We start from the raw sequence: 16190 nt of genomic DNA on the forward strand, positions 1-16190 counted from the left end.
TTTTTAATGTTATTACTAAAAAGTATCATTTTAGGTTTTTCTATATCCGCTCCAGTTGGGCCGATCGGTCTGCTCTGTATACAAAGGACACTCTCGCAAGGGAAGTCGGCAGGATTTTTAACTGGCTTTGGAGCAGTTACAGCTAACATTGTTTATGCGAGCATCGCAGTATTAGGCTTTTCAGCCGTGTCATCATTATTGATCCAATACGAAATGTTGCTAAAAATTATCGGTACCATTTTTTTACTCTACCTAGGGGTGAAAACATTCTTAAAGAAAGTACCAACTCAAGCCGCTCAGTTAGCAGGGGAAAGCAAGTTGATGATGTTTGCTTCTACGTTCTTCTTAATGATTACAAACCCTGTTACGATTTTAAATTTTACAGCAATGTTTGCAGGTCTCGGGTTTGGTGAGAGTCAGATGTCATTACAGATTGCAATGCTCTTAATAAGCGGTGTGTTTATCGGCGCTACCTGTTGGTGGATGTTCTTAAGCATAGTGGTAAGTTTGTTAACAAGAAGAATTCAGCCGCACTTAGCTACCATTAATAAAGGAGCAGGGTTATTAATCATCGGCTTAGCTTTAGCGAATATCCTAGCGTAACAGCCAAAAAAATAAATATTCCGAAAATTATATTTACTTTTATATCCATATGTTTTACAATACAAAAGGTAAGGAAAAAATTTCAAGATAAGGAGGCGTTGGACATGATTAATTTTTTAGACACTACACAATCAACTTTATATTGTCCAATACACAACCTTCTTAATGAGACCTCAATCTGTTAATGAAACGTGAATCAGAGCCTCAGGATGTGTATACATTCTGGGGCCTTTTTATGTATTTTTGTACTAAAAAGTCACCCATCTATTTCTGGGTGGCTTTTTATTTTGAAGAAGCTGAGTAGAACGAAACAACGGTACGATATTGAATATTGAAAAAGCGGAGGTTAGAAAAAATGGAAGTATTGAATACGCACATTACCGATCAGATTACGATAGTAGAATATGATCCGAGCTATGCAGCAGCAGTCGCTGAAATGTGGAATAAAAGCCAAGATGGCTGGGGCGGCGGAAACTCAATCATGACGGAAGAGCAAGTATTAAAGAAAGAATCGAACTCATCAAACCTCCATTTATATCTTGCACTCGATGGAGATAAAGTCGTAGGCTATTGCAGTCTAGGAGAATATCGAGAGGATGAGGGCGCACTCTACATCCCGTTATTGAATGTAAGAGGTGATTATCACGGTAAAAAGATTGGGAAAATGCTTGTATTAAAAGCCCTACAAAAAGCGATTGAAATGAAATGGCCCCGTTTAGATCTCTATACATGGCCAGGGAATACGAAGGCAGTGCCACTATATAAAAAATGCGGCTTTTTCTGGGAAGATCGGGATGACACGACACATCTTATGAACTTCATGCCTTCTGTGATGCAAACAGAAGCGGTTTTGAATTATTTTACGGATGGAAGATGGTACGAAAACAGTACACGTACGATTGAAACGACCCCTGATGGAAACAGCGAAAATGAATTTCATTATTATGAGTATTCTTGGAATCATGAGACACTTGGTAACTTGAAGATGGAATTTGAGCGATTTGGAAGAGGGCTCCGCTCCATCGAAACAGACGATTATAAAATCTTAGCGGATGTTGAACACTTTAATCTTGTTTTTGGCTCTGAATACAAGATTCGATACCACATGACGAATAAAACAGGTAAGCCGTTATCCATAGAGATTCAAGGTGTGGACGATAAGAACATTCAGTTTGCGACTTCAAAAAAAATCACGGTTCAAAAAGAAGAAGAGATTGAGATTCCTTTTGTGGTAAATCCGATTACTGAAGATCAAAGTGTATGGAGAACGCACCCAGCTGTTACTTCTCAATTATTAATCAATGGGAAAAAGGCGCAATTTAGAGTAGGAATTCGTCCTAAGTATCCCGTTAAGTTAAGCTGTAACACGCCAGGAAACCTTAGTTTTGTTGGTAGTTCTTCTCAACTTTATTTTAACTTTGAAAATAACTATGATGAACAAGTCACATTTAGCTTTGAACTTCCATCATCAGAATTGGTTACCATTCAGAATCGAAATGTGAGTGTTACTTTGGCACCGAAAGGAAAGCAATCGGTATCTGTTCCTTTCATGATAAAAAAGAATGGATTTTACTCAGCCGAAGTCCAAATCTCGGCAACAAAATCCAATGGAGAAACCGTTACTTTTATGAAAAAGTTAGGTGTAGCATTGCAGGGAATTGGAGCTAAATTCACTGGAGAATGTGACGATTTTTATCACGTATGCAACGGACAATATACAATAAAACTTGATAAATTCAACAATTGGATTTCACCCGGAAAAGGTGATGTGAATTACAAATTGGCATTCATGGTGCCTCAGCTTGGCAAACCTTTCTCAGAAGAGATCACACGACTTCGTCCAGAGAAAATTGAACCATTAGAAGAAGATGGTTATGCAGGATTAAGAGCAACTTTTCAATCACAGGCTTTTCCAGAATTGCAGCTTGCAACCGTGGTGAAGTTGTACAGTGAAGGTCTAATAGAACGGTACGATGAAGTAACAAATGTTAGCGATGTAGAAACAGCGGCAGAAGTATGGCTGAATACGCCAATTATGTGTCCGATGCTCGATAAAGGTGTCTTGCCATACGAAGGAAAGTACATCGAACTAAATGATTCGATGGGTTCTGTTTTATCTTATTGGAATCCTAGTAAACTTACGGAAAACTGGCTTTTCATACGTGGGAATAATAACCCTAGAGGCATCTCATGGCCAAGAGAAGGAAAGGTGAATTTCTCCAGTTGGTTCATGTATTTTGAAAATAAGTTAGGAAAATTAGCACCTCGAGAAACAGTTGCGACAAAACCAATCACCATGACAATTGGTGCTTTCCGTGATTGGCAATCGTTCAGAGAATTTGCGACGCAAAAGAATGATAAGCCAGCTAGTTTGACCAATCACATGAACGTATCGGTTAACGGGGGAAATCCTTTTATTAATAATAATGAGTGCAAAGCTATTGTAAGAGATTATAAGTCTTCGTTTTTTAACGGATTTATTGAGATGAAGCTAGACGATGAGATTCTGCAGAGTCATCTATTCGCTTCAGATGAAGAGTTAACACATGCCGAGTTTGATGTTGAATTACCTGATGATAGAGGGATACATGTATTAACTTCCAAAATGAATTTAGGTGCTGTTCATGTTACACGACAATCAGCCGCTTTTGTGATGAAGGGTCAACCCGTTCAGTTGGAAAAGTCGATAAAAGATGGTCTCGAAGTGTACTCCGTAGATAATGGAGAAATGAAGATTTCTGCTTCAGCACAGTTCGCACCAACGTTGTTCTCTCTTCGATACAAAGACCAAGAGTGGATGGATTCACCGTTTCCAAAACCAACACCAAAATCATGGTGGAACCCTTGGTTCGGCGGTATCGCAGGTCTTCTAGAAGGCACGAGTCTTCATTCTTTACTAAAAGAAGATTGCACTGTTGAATTTGTAGAAAAGAATGATAACAAGGGGAATGAGTGGAAGGGTCTTAAAATATCTACTCACTATAAAAAACACGAGAAGTTTAAAGGTATTAAAATTCACAAGTACTTCTTGATGCTGCCAGGAGTTCCGATGCTTTGCCAAACAACGGAAATCGTACAGAATATGGAGAGTTATTTGGACGGAAAATTTTACACAGGATGTTTTCTGAACCCAGGAACAGAGCCTACTAGAAGCTGGGGAAGTTTTCAGTCTGAAAATGGGGAGTGGACCATGGTTTCTGGTGCGAAAGGTGAGCAGGAAATGACTGTAGAACGCAGTGTGAATTACGGTTCTGATGATCATGAGAACTTGCTTCAAATTGTAGCGGACCAAAACGTCACACATGTTGATTCTTATATCAATCTAGAAGTCATTGAGCTTGGGTACTCAGAAAAGGTAAACCTTGAGCACGGTGCTAAGCAATACACGTCACCGGTGTTTTATGTGTTTAATGATAAAGTGATTCCAGATACAGCATTAGAAGATCTGAAGAAAATTAAATTCAACTAGAAAGGGCAAACTTATGAAAATTATCGATGCACACATGCATTTTTCAAATATTGAAAGCTTTAAACATACGGCAACGAATCTTTCTAAACTTGACTATTCGTATGAAGGAATCGTCAAAGAGTACCGTGAATCTGGCGTAGTGCTAGGCATCGCGATGGGCTTAACAGAAAAAGAGGTAGAGGGTTTTCCAGATCCGCTAGCTCCAACCCCAATGGGTATCGATCTGGATAAGCAAATACCTGAGAACGTCGTGTATTGTGCTGGCATCAATCCGTATCACTTAGGTGAGAGTGAATTGATACAACTTGAAGAAACGGTGCAGCGGCCTGAAGTTGTGGGTATTAAGATCTACCTTGGTTATTACCCGTACTTTGCGTATGATGAGGTGTATCAGCCAGTTTATAAGCTAGCTGCTAAATACGGTTTGCCTGTCGTTTTTCACACAGGTGATACTTATTCAGAGCGTGGTTTGTTGAAGTACTCTCATCCTCTAACACTAGATGAAGTAGCGGTAATGCACCGTGACGTAAACTTCATGATGGCACATTTCGGCGATCCATGGACGTTAGACGGAGCAGAAGTTGTTTACAAGAATCGTAATATGTATGCTGATCTGTCAGGTCTAGTTGTTGGAACAAGTGAAGATATTACAAGATACAAAGATTCACCGCGCTTCTTCAATCACTTGCGCCATGCGTTAACGTTCACGGATAACTATGAAAAGTTTTTGTTCGGAACAGACTGGCCCCTTGTGCCGGTAGAGCCGTATATTGACTTTATAAAGGAGATCATTCCTGAAGAATATCATGAAGATGTTTTTTACAACACAGCGGTAAAGATTTTCCCGAAGATAAAGGCGTATTTAAAATAATTTACAGTTGTGAGAGGGGTGATGCCAATGGTACGTATCTACAGTTTTGATGTTGAGCAATTTAATAGATTACAAGCCGAAAGAAGGGATCACCACTATGATATCAGGAAAAAAAGTAGAGTTACGACCCGTTTCACTTGAAGATCATAAGCGAACATATCACTGGCGAAATGATAAAGAAACCGCTACATTTGATGCGGGTTCTGGTTATTATCGATATAGTCATATGCCACTGGAACAGATCGAAGCAAGCTATGAAAAAGATATTCGTACGATTGATAGACGTGAAGTAGGAGAATTCTCGATCTACACAAAAGGAGAAGACGCGCGTCATATTGGTTCGATCGGATACCGCAGCCTAGATATTATTGCACGACGATGTGTGGTAGGAATAGGTATTGGTGAGAAAGAACTTTGGGGCAAAGGATATGGAACAGATGCATTAAAAGCTTTGCTTCATTACCTATTTCATACGATGAATTTAAAGCGGGTGCAACTAGATACATGGAGTGGTAACGCACGCGCGATACGCGCCTATGAGAAGTGCGGTTTTGTGATTGAAGGACGTCTTAGAAACGATGCTTATATTGATGGCAAGTACTATGACACGATTGTTATGGGGATTTTGAGGGAGGAGTTTGAGTTTAATAGATGATATTGAAAAGGTGTCCGACTGTGTAATTTATATTAAAGGTGAGCTAAATGCTCACCTTTTTTTATAATTAATTTCGTCTTAAAATGTTATAAGAAAAGGTTTCAAATTATGGAAAAAAAGGGGATATGTTAAATGATGCATTAGAACTACAAAAATGTATTTGTGAGTAAAAAGATTTATGAGAATTGTTTAAAATACCCGGGAAACGGGACTTTATTTTCATTTACTAAAATTACAAAATTAGGTAAAATTTCAGGGATGCTTTAATAAGGAGGCAACAAAGTTGGAAATGGAACAGCTCTCTTCGGAAATTTCATCTGTTCATACAGCAATCAGTCATCTGAATCACGCAGCTATGGTTAAACAAGAACAGTTGGAAAGATTACAACGGTGTGAAAGTCAGCTTGCTCCTCTAGAAGATGACCTTCAAAACTATTCTCGTTTAATAAAAAAGCCTGAGCTTCATTCTGAAAACTGGATGGGTAGTAATGCTCAGGAATTTGAAGGTATACGAGAAGAATCCATGGTAACACCGTTAAATGAACTTATCAATTTTCAATATTCACAATTGAAAGAATCGCTTGCAAACAAGATATCTGAACTCAAAAGTGAGATCCAATCGTTACAATCACAAGTTTCAAGCCAACGAGCTAGACTTTCGCAGTTGGAAAGTCAGAGTAAGGAGTTAGCTGCTAATGGGTAAAGAAATAAAAATCGAATTTTCTACCGTTCATACAGCCATTTCAAGTACGAGATCAGCATTACAGACTGTAAGTACAGATCTTCCCACCGCGGAACTTGGAAGAAATAAACTTGAATCTCTTAATGAAATGCTGACATTGATGAAAAATTTAAACGATGCAGTTATAAAATATCAATCCATGTTAAGTGAACAACTTAATAAAACAGACTCCTTAATTGATACAGTTAAAAAGACGGATGAAACCGCTGCTGGATATACACGTATAGGAGGGATGGTATGATTGCATTAGATGCCCAGAATTTAGATACATGGGTAGATTCACTTCGAAAATATTTAAAAAATCAGCTGAACGAAATGAAAGAATTAACCAGTAAAGTAAATGAGATTGCTTCGCTTGACAGTGCGTTAACGGGTGAAGGCGGAGATGCCATTAAGCTTTTCTACCGTGAGAGTCATTACCCGCTCCTCTTATTCTATGAAACAACGGTTACACAAATCCTTACCTTTTTGGACATGTATCAATCAGAAGAAAAAGCATTTGACTCATCAGGCTCTGCCTATGTAAATACATCCTTTTTAGATCATGAACTGACTACAGTTCTTCAAAAGTTACGAACTGATATCGTTAATCTTACTGATGAAATCAACCAAACAGCTGATACAGTTTCAGATATTGTTTCCCTTCCAAACATCTCGGATGCTCAAGTAATCAATGGCATTAATAAAGGAATAGACCAAGAAAAAAAGACAAGTGAAAATTTAAATCGTTTTGATCAGCAGCAAGTCCAAGGGATTTCAGCATTATTAGGAGATGTATCTCTTCTTACTAATTATATTGAAAGCCTTACGAATGCTGTGTCATCCAGTAAGTTCTCCATGACAGAATACAATTCAGGAGATTTCAAAACGAAAGAATGGTATAAAGATTTACACGCAACACTACTAATACGCGCAGAAGAACTTTTATCTGTAGAACAAAAAAATGAACTAAAGAACAAGCAATACACAGAAGTTGCACATAATATACTAGAGTATTTCAGTAAAATAAAAGACTCTATGGACTGGGGAGATAATTTATTTGTTGTTTCACGTATGGCAGTTGCTGGATACTATACCGTTCTATCAAGACAAGTAACGATCCATTATCCAAACGGTAAGCCTTCTCTTGCCGATCGATTCAAAAGAAACTATACGTTTACGGTTCGTGCGAAAGACTCATGGAAAGCTTCTTCAGGATATAAAAACCCTGTTGCAAGTATGATAAATAAAATGCAGAAAGGGTCACTTCCAACCAATCCTCTAGCACGTAAAGCAGCGGAATTTGCTAGAGGGTATTCTAATCCTGCAAGCTTTTTAAAACATATAACAGGCTTCACCAAAAATAAAACTGCAGCTCAAACTTTAGCAAAGCAAATGAGTGTATCAACTGAGAGGGCTAAGTTCGGTGTGAAGGATGTTGCAAGCAATGTAGCTAAGGCAAAAGGATTGAGTAAAGTTGCAAGAGGCATTCCTGTTGTTGGAAACGGAATTACAATTGTTTCAAATCTATCTGAATTTACGGATCCTAATAATGCGGATAAGTCGTTTGAAAATAAAATTGGTAGGGCGGCAACAGGTGTTATAACAGACCTTGGTGCAACTGCAATGGGGGCGAAGGCTGGAGCAATGATTGGTAGTTTTGGTGGGCCAGTTGGTATAGTAGTAGGAGGAGCAGTAGGAGCAGTAGTGGGTGCTGCAATCAGTTCAAAATATGGAGATTCTATAAAAGATGCTGGTGGTAAAATGGCAGAGTCAGCTGTGAAGTTTGGAAAGAATGTAACGGATAAAGCAGGAAAGGCTTTTAAATCTATTGGATCTTGGTTTAAATAGGAGGATATTATGGATCATATTATTACTATGACTACTGAAGAATTAGGAGTTTTATTAAGTACTGCAGAATACGATGAAGAAGCACGCATTATGATTCATGACTTCATCAAACCTAAAGGAGAAAGTGAACTAATCGCAATTTTTAATACAACGGTCAATCAACTTAGAATGAAGGGAATATGGAATGAGGAGAATCATAAAAATGAATTAAATCCTATTAGTGAAGAAACCATGACCTTCTTAGAAATTTATGCAAATTGTGAATACATGATTAGAGCGACCAATGAGTGGAAAAAGGCTAATTTGGTTCTTCACTATATTAAAGAAGATACATGGCTATATCATTATATTGATGATAATGTAATACATGAGTTTGCGTTTATGAAGGAAAAGGAAATACCAAATATTATAAAGGACTTTTACTCCTATTCTTTTACGAAAAATGAATATGATTATAGCTTTTATCTAACTGATAAACAATTTGATATCCTCAGCAATCCTAAAAAGCAAAAAAAGGTAGAGAAGAGCTTTACAGGAACTTCATTGGAGAAGGTGTCTTTTGAAAAGTTTCTTCCTGATCTAGAAGCTAATAATCATATGATGGAGAATATTTCTTTATTCTCAATTGATAAAAACCGACAATTATATCTCCAAAATGCTGCTTTTTTCTTTAATTCAACTAGCGGAGTCTGGTTGTCAGAATATGAACATGAGAAAGAAGTGCCAGTGAAGATACATCTGGCTAACGAGGAAAAATGGAATGACATTTTGGATGGTGTAAGAACTTTTTCAACTGAATTAATTAAAGAATTAGCAAAATTAACATAAGGAGTAATTATGATAGAGTTAATCAGAATTGGTCTAGTAATGATACTAACTTGCCAAGGATCCTATTTTATATTACTTATTTTACTATATGGGACCATGATGCACTGGTACGAGTGGGGAACGTTTCCGAAACCAAGTAATATATTTGAGAAGACTGTTAATTTCCTAACTGCACTAGTCTTTGGTGTAGCATATTGGGCAGGTTTAAAAGTTAAAAAGCAGAAGTGGTTTATTAGACCTCTATATCTTTTAGGTTACTTATTTATTTATATAATACTTGCTATCATTACTTATAAGTTATTAAATTCAATCCTTACTTATATTGAAATGAATATTTGACTTAATGACTGAATTAATTAGATTAGCAATGATATTTGTTTTAACTACTCAAGGTGGATTTTTTCTAGCTATCTTCTTAGCTGGTCATACAATGATTGAATGGTATGAATGGAGCATACTACCAAACCCAAACAAGAATATTTTTGTCAGCGTTATTAATGGTTTCACAGCAAGTTTTATTGGTATTGCCTACTGGGCTGGGAAAAGGGTAAATCATCATAATTGGTTTGTAAAAAGAGTGTATCTTTTAGGGTATGCAGTTTTGTTTATTTTAGCTTCAGTTACGTTTTATCAAACTGTTGATTATTTTTTAAGATTAATAGAATATAAGAAATTTTAATTGCCGTTTTAAGAGTATACTTAAATGAGGTTACGAATGATAGAATTAATACGAATTGGCCTAGCAGGTATTTTAGCATCACAAGCTGCCTATTTTTTTTCGTTAATAGTTTTATATCAAGTGATGATGGATTGGTATGAATGGGGAACTTTCCCGGATCCTAGTAATATTTTTGAGAAAACCGTGAATTTCTTAACGGCACTCGTATTTGGTGTCGCTTATTGGGCAGGTTTAAAAGTAAAAAAGCGGAAATGGTTTTTGAGACCAGTGCTACTAAGCGGTTATTTATTTCTTTATATTATCCTTGCAATGATTGCCTTTAAACTGATCAATTCTGTTCTCATTTACCTCGAGAGGAATGTTTTTCTGTAATGACTGAACTAGTAAGAATTGGTTTGATGGCGATACTAGGAACGCAAGGAGCTTACTTTTTAGCCATATTTTTAGCAGGAAACACAATGATTGATTGGTACGAATGGGGAACGTTTAGGAACGCGGATACCGTTTTTACTAAAACGGTGAATGTACTCTCAGCTCTGTTTATGGGAATCGCTTATTGGTCAGGGAAAAGAGTTGATCATCATAATTGGTTTGTAAAAAGAATTTATCTTTTAGGATATGCATTTCTCTATACAATTGCAGGAATAATCATTTATGAATTATGTGACTATGTTTTAAGGGTCATTGAGAACCATTAAAGAATGCGCTAGATGGCAACCTCCAATCAACAGGATTGGAGGTTCTTGTCCGTTATAAAAAGTTTTGACAACTTCCACAAAACTGATTATACTAATAAAAATTTAACATTTTATGGCTATGAAGAGAAAAGTAGTTAAGTAACATTATTTCCAGAGAGCTCTTGGGTGGTGTGAAAGAGCAATAATACCTTAACGAAAAAAGACTCTGAGCTTTGTACGGATGCAAAGATATTTTTGCTGATACTACAACGGGATCTCCCGTTATAGAGATAGGGTATACGCAAGTGATTCTTTTTCATTGCCGTACCTGAAGAGGTTGATATGGTGACATATGAACAAACTGAGGTGGTACCGCGAACGCTAATAAGCTCTCGTCCTCAAGATGAATAATCTTGGGGGTGAGGGCTTTTTTGTTTTTCTTTCATAAAGAATGAGGAGTGATTTAAACATGCATTGGGCATTTCGTATAGCAGAAGAATTAATTAGAAAGCACCCAGATCGAGAGACGTTTGTTTGTGCATCAGGCATAAGTCCGTCAGGCTCGGTTCATATCGGAAATTTTAGAGAAGTGGTTACCACTTATTTCGTTGTAAGAGCATTGCAACACCTAGGGAAGAAAACGCGATTTATCTTTTCATGGGATGATTTTGATCGTTTTCGTAAAGTCCCTAAAATTGTGGATTCTACTTTTGAGCAATACATTGGAATGCCATACTCAGAGATTCCATGTCCGTTTGGATGCCACAGTTCTTACGCTGAGCACTTTGAAAAAGAGTTTGAACAGTCATTGAGAGAGTTCGGGATCGTTCCTGATTTTATTTATCAGAGCAAGGAGTATGGGGCAAGAAGGTATCAAGCTCAGATACTTCATGCTCTTCAAAATCGCAAGCAGATTTATGATATCTTAATGAATTTCAAAACTAGTGAACACAGTATGGAAGAACGAGAGCGATTTTATCCAGTTAATGTGTATTGTGAAGTTTGCAGGAAAGATACAGTCCACATTCACAGATTTCAAGATGAAAGATTAAGCTACACTTGTTCATGTGGTCATTCAAACTCTATCGAGGTAGCACTAGCGACAAACATTAAATTGAATTGGAAAGTGGATTGGCCGATGAGATGGCAGACTGAAGATGTGGTGTTTGAACCAGGTGGAAGAGACCATTCTTCTGCGACTGGAAGCTTTAATGTTTCCAAGGAGATCGCATCTCATATCTTTAACTTTCAAGCACCAGAGTACGAACCGTATGATTTTATCAGTATTAAAGGATCTGGTGAGAAGATGTCCAGTTCTTCAGGAAACAATATTACACCAGGAGAGTTATTGAAGATCTATACACCAGAAGTCATCCTTTTCATGTTTGCCAAGTATCAGCAGAATGCTCCTTTTCATATTGGGTTAGATGATGACGTGATCAGGAACTATACAGAGTATGAAAGATTTGGCCAAGCAAATCAAGGTCAATTGAAAGAAGAGATTTCAACAGCATTGGAACTTTCTTCAGTAACATCTGGTTTAAGGCGTGTACCTAAATTTAGCCATGTGGCGAGTATATTGCCGCTTGTAAATTTCGATACCTCACTCGTTCGTGAAGTGTTGGAGAGAACAGGGGAGGCGTATACGTTGAAAGAGGTAGCTGGCGTTTGTGAAAGAGCTGAATATTGGTTGAAAAATTGGTGTTCAGAGAAAGTGCTTAAGGTTAATGAAGAAACAAATCGAGAATATTTCGGGATACTTCAGGATCAGGAGAAAAAATGGATTGAGGGTTTTGTGCAGTTATTAAGGTTTAAAGCTGACCTTCAGGATGATGAAGAGTTGATGAGAAGCGTTTACGATATTTGTCATGTAGATGATCCCAAACTAAAGAAAAGTAACCAAAAAAGATTATTTAGCATGATTTATCAACTGGTTTTGAACAGCAACAGTGGTCCTCGCATACCATTACTCATACATTCTGTTGGCAGAGAGCGGTTAATTGCTTTATTGGACTATCCAGTATAGGGTTTGACATGATAATTTGTCCGATCTTGAGGACTATCTATCCAATCTTAGCAATAATCTGTCCGATTCGTTGAGTAATCTGTCCAATCTCCATAGTAATCTGTCCAATCTCCATAATAATCTGTCCAAACTATACAATAATCTGTCCAAACTCAACGGCAAGTTATTTTAGTAGATTATATAAAAAGGTGACGCCACCAAAGCGTCACCTCACCTTATCATCATTTCTTCAATTCCTGACCCATACCCTTCAAAAAATGAAGACCAAAGCCGATCGCTCGGTTAATATCAGGGTCCTTCAGAGACTTCACAAGATCGAACGCGCCAACCTTCTTATCGCTCTCCACAAAATCCTCACCTTGCTTCAAGCCAACAACAACACTATCAAGCAGCTTAGCCGTAACCTCTGGATCCATTTTCGTCAGAACACCTGCTGCACCCATCAAGTTGTTGATCATGTTCGTAACAGGTTCGCGGGTTGCTTGACCGAGTGTGATGCTTGCGATTTTATCTTTTGCGACGAGCATGGAGTTTGCTGCTTCCAATGCGCCGATTTTGTCTAGCTCACCAATAAAATCGAGCGCCTTTGTGAGCGCAGCATCTTTCTCAGCTAATGCTCTTTGCAATTCAACCAGCTTCTCTTGCTGAATTACCTCTTCGGTTTTTGTGTTCTTTTTGATAACCGTAGTTGGTTGTGCCATATGAATTTCGCCCCCTTACACTTCATCCGTCAAGTGAACATAGCCCGGACGGTTCCATTTACGCTGTACTTCAACACCGATTTGCGGATAGCGTTTTTTATTTCTTGGGTTGTTGCCAGGTAGCTTCACTTCACCTTCACGGCTGATGATTTCCATTCGTACTTTCGTCTGTTTATAAGCTGGTGTATGTGTACGATGATCGACAGCTGGACCGGTTAAAAAGTTGATCGCAGTCTCGTTGTTCACAGAGTTCATCGGAAGATACAGCTCGTTGTTTTTCACACGGTCTGTAACGAGTGCATTCAACTTTACGGCACCAAACGGCGAGATCAAGCGTACAACAGATCCATCGATAACACCGCGTTCTTCTGCAAGACTAGGTGATACTTCAACAAAAACATCAGGCACTTTATGCTGAATGCCTTTCGATTTATTCGTCAGATTGCCTTCATGAAAATGCTCGAGCATGCGTCCGTTGTTGATATGAAGGTCGAACTCTTCTGGAAACTCTGCCGGATGCATCCAGTCTGATAAGGCAAAGCGTGCTTTTTTATCAGGGAAATTAAAGCCTTCTGTGTAAAGAAGTGGTGTGCTTTTACCGCTAAAATCACCCCACAGGAAACTCCCCCAGCCTTCTAACACATCATAGTTTGCTTCGCCAAAAAGAGGAGAGAGACCCGCCATCTCTTCAAAGATTTCACTCGGATGACTGTAGTTCCAATCAGCACCCAATCTAATGGCGATCGCTTGAATGATTTCCCAGTCAGGACGAGATCCTCCTGTTGTAGGTAATGTTTGATACAAACGCTGCACACGGCGTTCCGTATTCGTAAATGTTCCTTCTTTTTCTAGAGAAGGAGCTGCAGGTAAAACGACATCTGCGTATTGTGCAGTTTTCGTTAAGAAGATATCTTGAACGACAAAGAATTCAAGCTGACTGAGCATCTCATGAACATGGTTGGAGTTTGAATCAACGAGCGCCATGTCTTCACCGACTAAATACATGGATTTGATCTCGCCCGTTCCGATGCCTTCGACCATCTGGATGTTGTCTTTACCAGGTTTGCTATCAATCGTTACGCCATATGCTTTTTCAAACTTCGCTCGAGCGAGGTCATCTGTAATATGCTGATACCCTGGAAGCCAAGCTGGTAATGTACCCATATCGCAAGCACCTTGAACATTGTTGTGGCCACGAAGCGGGTAAGCACCAGCACCTGGACGACGATAGTTGCCGGTTGCAAGCAGCAAATTCGAGATGGCAGCAGAAGTGTCACTTCCACCTGTGTTTTGCGTTACACCCATCCCCCAAAGAACGCAAGTGCCGTCAGCGTCACGAATCATTTTCGCCACATCAATGATCGTTTCTTGTGAAAGACCCGTAATTTCTTCTGCATAATCAAGCGTATATTTTTCAAGTACTTCTTTAAACTCGTCTAAGTAATGAACATTCTCTTCAATAAATTTCTGATCGTGCCAGCCTTGATCAATCATGTACTTGGTCACCGCCATGAGCCAAACTTGGTCTGTACCTTGCTTAGGACTCATGAAAATATCTGAGCGTTCAGCGAGTTCATGTTTACGAAGGTCCGCTACGATTAATTTTTGTCCGTGCAGTTTATGCGCACGCTTCACACGAGTGGCAAGAACGGGATGTCCTTCTGTCGGATTGGCACCAACGACGATGACAAGACCAGCTTGCGCAATATCCTGAATCGTTCCTGCGTCACCACCCATACCAACCGTACGGAACAATCCGTCGGTTGCAGGAGACTGACAATAGCGAGAGCAGTTGTCAACATTGTTCGTTCCGATGATCTGTCGCGCGAATTTTTGCATCAAATAGTTTTCTTCATTTGTTATTTTAGATGATGAAACAAAGCCAAGCGCGTTGCTACCGTGTTTTTCTTTTATCGCGCTCATCTTATCAGCTATTACTGAAAGTGCTTCGTCCCAAGTGGATTCTACAAAAACACCGTCTTTACGAATAAGTGGTGTAGTGAGGCGTTCTTCGCTATTTACGAAATCCCAGCCGAACTTTCCTTTCACGCACGTGGAGATCGCGTTCACAGGACCTTCACTCGGTTCTACTTTTAAAATCTTTCTGCCTTTCGTCCATACTTCAAACGAACAGCCGACTCCACAGAACGTACAAACCGTTTTTGTCTTTTTCGTACGTGTTTCGCGCATAGCGGCTTCCACTTCAGAAATTGCGAAAATACCACTATATCCAGGCTCAACTTCTTTTACAAGTTCGACCATCGGCTCAAGTAGATCTTCTTTCAATCCTGTCATAAAACCCGCTTCGCCAAGCATTGATTTTTCCATAAGAGCGTTACACGGACACACGGTTACACATTGTCCGCAGCTGACACACGAAGAATCGTCGATACTTGATCCAGCATCCCATATTACGCGCGGGCGTTCGCGTTCCCAGTCTATGGATAGTGTTTCGTTTACCTGTAAGTTTTGACACACCTCTACACACTGACCGCACGTGATACATTGATTGGCATCATATCGGTAAAACGGGTGAGACATATCAAGGTCCACCGGTTCTTCTTTCGGTGAATAAGGAACCGCTTGATGTTCGATTTCCATCAGTTCTGCTGTGTTATGCAGCTTACAGTTGCCGTTGTTGTTATCACAAACCGTGCAATAGAGAAGATGGTTCTCGAGCAAGCGGTCCATCGCCTCATTCTGCGCATCCTTTGCTCTCGAAGAAGAACGTTCAATTGTCATACCGTCGAGTGCCATTGTTGAGCACGAACGCATCAGCTTGCCATCTACCTCCACGATACAGGTATCACATGTTTCGATCGGATCGACTTGTGGTGTATAACAAATCTGGGGGTGAGAAAGATCGTTTTTATTTATAATGTCGAGAATGGAAGTGCCAGAAGGAGCTTCGTATTTATTTCCGTCAATTGAGATTTGAATCAACTTATCCATTTCTATTCTTCCTTTCTGTTGATACTTAATCATCGTAAAAATGACTGATTGTACAAAAAAATCCACCACGAAAGCACAAATTCTATAGACGTACAGAAAATGTGAATTCATGGTGGAATAGTGTAATAGCAGGTCATACCATTAGGCCAATCCAGCA

Annotated in this window: 15 protein-coding genes and 1 other annotated feature; of the genes, 13 read left to right on the plus strand and 2 right to left on the minus strand. The window is 39.0% G+C overall.

What is annotated here, in order from left to right:
• Positions 1-6 precede the first annotated feature (6 nt).
• From ABE65_RS05220 to lysS, 13 genes are all read left to right on the plus strand, one after another.
• On the plus strand, positions 7-603 hold the full coding sequence (locus ABE65_RS05220) for a LysE family translocator (protein WP_066392093.1): 597 nt from the start codon (positions 7-9) through the stop codon (positions 601-603).
• Positions 604-958: 355 nt separating this feature from the next.
• On the plus strand, positions 959-4072 hold the full coding sequence (locus ABE65_RS05225; protein ID WP_066392095.1) for a GNAT family N-acetyltransferase: 3114 nt from the start codon (positions 959-961) through the stop codon (positions 4070-4072).
• A gap of 13 nt (positions 4073-4085) precedes the next feature.
• On the plus strand, positions 4086-4943 hold the full coding sequence (locus ABE65_RS05230) for an amidohydrolase family protein (RefSeq protein WP_066392097.1): 858 nt from the start codon (positions 4086-4088) through the stop codon (positions 4941-4943).
• Between the two features lie 97 nt (positions 4944-5040).
• Complete coding sequence (locus ABE65_RS05235) at positions 5041-5598, plus strand: GNAT family N-acetyltransferase (protein WP_066392099.1); 558 nt, start codon at positions 5041-5043, stop codon at positions 5596-5598.
• Positions 5599-5887: 289 nt separating this feature from the next.
• Positions 5888-6301 carry a YwqH-like family protein gene (locus ABE65_RS05240; protein ID WP_231887893.1) on the plus strand — a complete coding sequence of 138 codons (414 nt, stop codon included), beginning with the start codon at positions 5888-5890 and terminating at the stop codon, positions 6299-6301.
• A complete protein-coding gene (locus ABE65_RS05245) occupies positions 6294-6581 on the plus strand; it encodes a DUF5344 family protein (RefSeq protein WP_066392102.1) in 288 nt (95 codons plus the stop codon). The genes ABE65_RS05240 and ABE65_RS05245 overlap by 8 nt, the downstream gene beginning before the upstream one ends.
• Positions 6578-8170, plus strand: a complete 1593-nt coding sequence (locus ABE65_RS05250) for a ribonuclease YeeF family protein (RefSeq protein WP_066392105.1) — start codon at positions 6578-6580, stop codon at positions 8168-8170. The genes ABE65_RS05245 and ABE65_RS05250 overlap by 4 nt, the downstream gene beginning before the upstream one ends.
• Positions 8171-8179: 9 nt before the next feature.
• On the plus strand, positions 8180-8998 hold the full coding sequence (locus ABE65_RS05255) for a hypothetical protein (RefSeq protein ID WP_066392107.1): 819 nt from the start codon (positions 8180-8182) through the stop codon (positions 8996-8998).
• A 9-nt stretch (positions 8999-9007) separates the two neighbouring features.
• The gene (locus ABE65_RS05260; protein ID WP_066392108.1) at positions 9008-9337 is read left to right on the plus strand and encodes a hypothetical protein; all 330 of its coding nucleotides are present in this window, start codon (positions 9008-9010) and stop codon (positions 9335-9337) included.
• 4 nt (positions 9338-9341) lie between these two features.
• The gene (locus ABE65_RS05265; RefSeq protein ID WP_066392114.1) at positions 9342-9677 is read left to right on the plus strand and encodes a hypothetical protein; all 336 of its coding nucleotides are present in this window, start codon (positions 9342-9344) and stop codon (positions 9675-9677) included.
• Between the two features lie 36 nt (positions 9678-9713).
• Entirely contained in the window at positions 9714-10049 is a 336-nt protein-coding gene (locus tag ABE65_RS05270; RefSeq protein WP_066392115.1) for a hypothetical protein, read from the plus strand.
• A complete protein-coding gene (locus ABE65_RS05275) occupies positions 10049-10375 on the plus strand; it encodes a hypothetical protein (protein ID WP_066392116.1) in 327 nt (108 codons plus the stop codon). The genes ABE65_RS05270 and ABE65_RS05275 overlap by 1 nt, the downstream gene beginning before the upstream one ends.
• A 109-nt stretch (positions 10376-10484) precedes the next feature.
• Positions 10485-10757 (plus strand) — a binding site (T-box leader).
• A 66-nt stretch (positions 10758-10823) separates the two neighbouring features.
• Entirely contained in the window at positions 10824-12380 is a 1557-nt protein-coding gene (gene lysS / locus ABE65_RS05280) for a lysine--tRNA ligase (RefSeq protein WP_066392117.1), read from the plus strand.
• A 221-nt stretch (positions 12381-12601) separates the two neighbouring features.
• On the opposite strand, the gene ABE65_RS05285 is transcribed toward lysS, so the two are convergent.
• Together ABE65_RS05285 and fdhF are read right to left on the minus strand one after the other, a co-directional pair.
• The gene (locus ABE65_RS05285; protein WP_066392118.1) at positions 12602-13081 is read right to left on the minus strand and encodes a helical membrane plugin domain-containing protein; all 480 of its coding nucleotides are present in this window, start codon (positions 13079-13081) and stop codon (positions 12602-12604) included.
• A gap of 15 nt (positions 13082-13096) precedes the next feature.
• Positions 13097-16066 carry a formate dehydrogenase subunit alpha gene (gene fdhF, locus ABE65_RS05290; RefSeq protein WP_419471046.1) on the minus strand — a complete coding sequence of 990 codons (2970 nt, stop codon included), beginning with the start codon at positions 16064-16066 and terminating at the stop codon, positions 13097-13099.
• Positions 16067-16190 lie beyond the last annotated feature (124 nt).

Source organism: Fictibacillus phosphorivorans (assembly GCF_001629705.1).
GTDB lineage: Bacteria > Bacillota > Bacilli > Bacillales > Fictibacillaceae > Fictibacillus > Fictibacillus phosphorivorans_A.

What these genes read in the sequence shown, in the direction of transcription:
- ABE65_RS05220 (WP_066392093.1), top strand. Translation starts at nt 7, where the DNA reads ATGTTATTACTAAAAAGTATCATTTTAGGTTTTTCTATATCCGCTCCA.
- ABE65_RS05225 (WP_066392095.1), top strand. Translation starts at nt 959, where the DNA reads ATGGAAGTATTGAATACGCACATTACCGATCAGATTACGATAGTAGAA.
- ABE65_RS05230 (WP_066392097.1), top strand. Translation starts at nt 4,086, where the DNA reads ATGAAAATTATCGATGCACACATGCATTTTTCAAATATTGAAAGCTTT.
- ABE65_RS05235 (WP_066392099.1), top strand. Translation starts at nt 5,041, where the DNA reads ATGATATCAGGAAAAAAAGTAGAGTTACGACCCGTTTCACTTGAAGAT.
- ABE65_RS05240 (WP_231887893.1), top strand. Translation starts at nt 5,888, where the DNA reads ATGGAACAGCTCTCTTCGGAAATTTCATCTGTTCATACAGCAATCAGT.
- ABE65_RS05245 (WP_066392102.1), top strand. Translation starts at nt 6,294, where the DNA reads ATGGGTAAAGAAATAAAAATCGAATTTTCTACCGTTCATACAGCCATT.
- ABE65_RS05250 (WP_066392105.1), top strand. Translation starts at nt 6,578, where the DNA reads ATGATTGCATTAGATGCCCAGAATTTAGATACATGGGTAGATTCACTT.
- ABE65_RS05255 (WP_066392107.1), top strand. Translation starts at nt 8,180, where the DNA reads ATGGATCATATTATTACTATGACTACTGAAGAATTAGGAGTTTTATTA.
- ABE65_RS05260 (WP_066392108.1), top strand. Translation starts at nt 9,008, where the DNA reads ATGATAGAGTTAATCAGAATTGGTCTAGTAATGATACTAACTTGCCAA.
- ABE65_RS05265 (WP_066392114.1), top strand. Translation starts at nt 9,342, where the DNA reads ATGACTGAATTAATTAGATTAGCAATGATATTTGTTTTAACTACTCAA.
- ABE65_RS05270 (WP_066392115.1), top strand. Translation starts at nt 9,714, where the DNA reads ATGATAGAATTAATACGAATTGGCCTAGCAGGTATTTTAGCATCACAA.
- ABE65_RS05275 (WP_066392116.1), top strand. Translation starts at nt 10,049, where the DNA reads ATGACTGAACTAGTAAGAATTGGTTTGATGGCGATACTAGGAACGCAA.
- lysS (WP_066392117.1), top strand. Translation starts at nt 10,824, where the DNA reads ATGCATTGGGCATTTCGTATAGCAGAAGAATTAATTAGAAAGCACCCA.
- ABE65_RS05285 (WP_066392118.1), bottom strand. Translation starts at nt 13,081, where the DNA reads ATGGCACAACCAACTACGGTTATCAAAAAGAACACAAAAACCGAAGAG.
- fdhF (WP_419471046.1), bottom strand. Translation starts at nt 16,066, where the DNA reads ATGATTAAGTATCAACAGAAAGGAAGAATAGAAATGGATAAGTTGATT.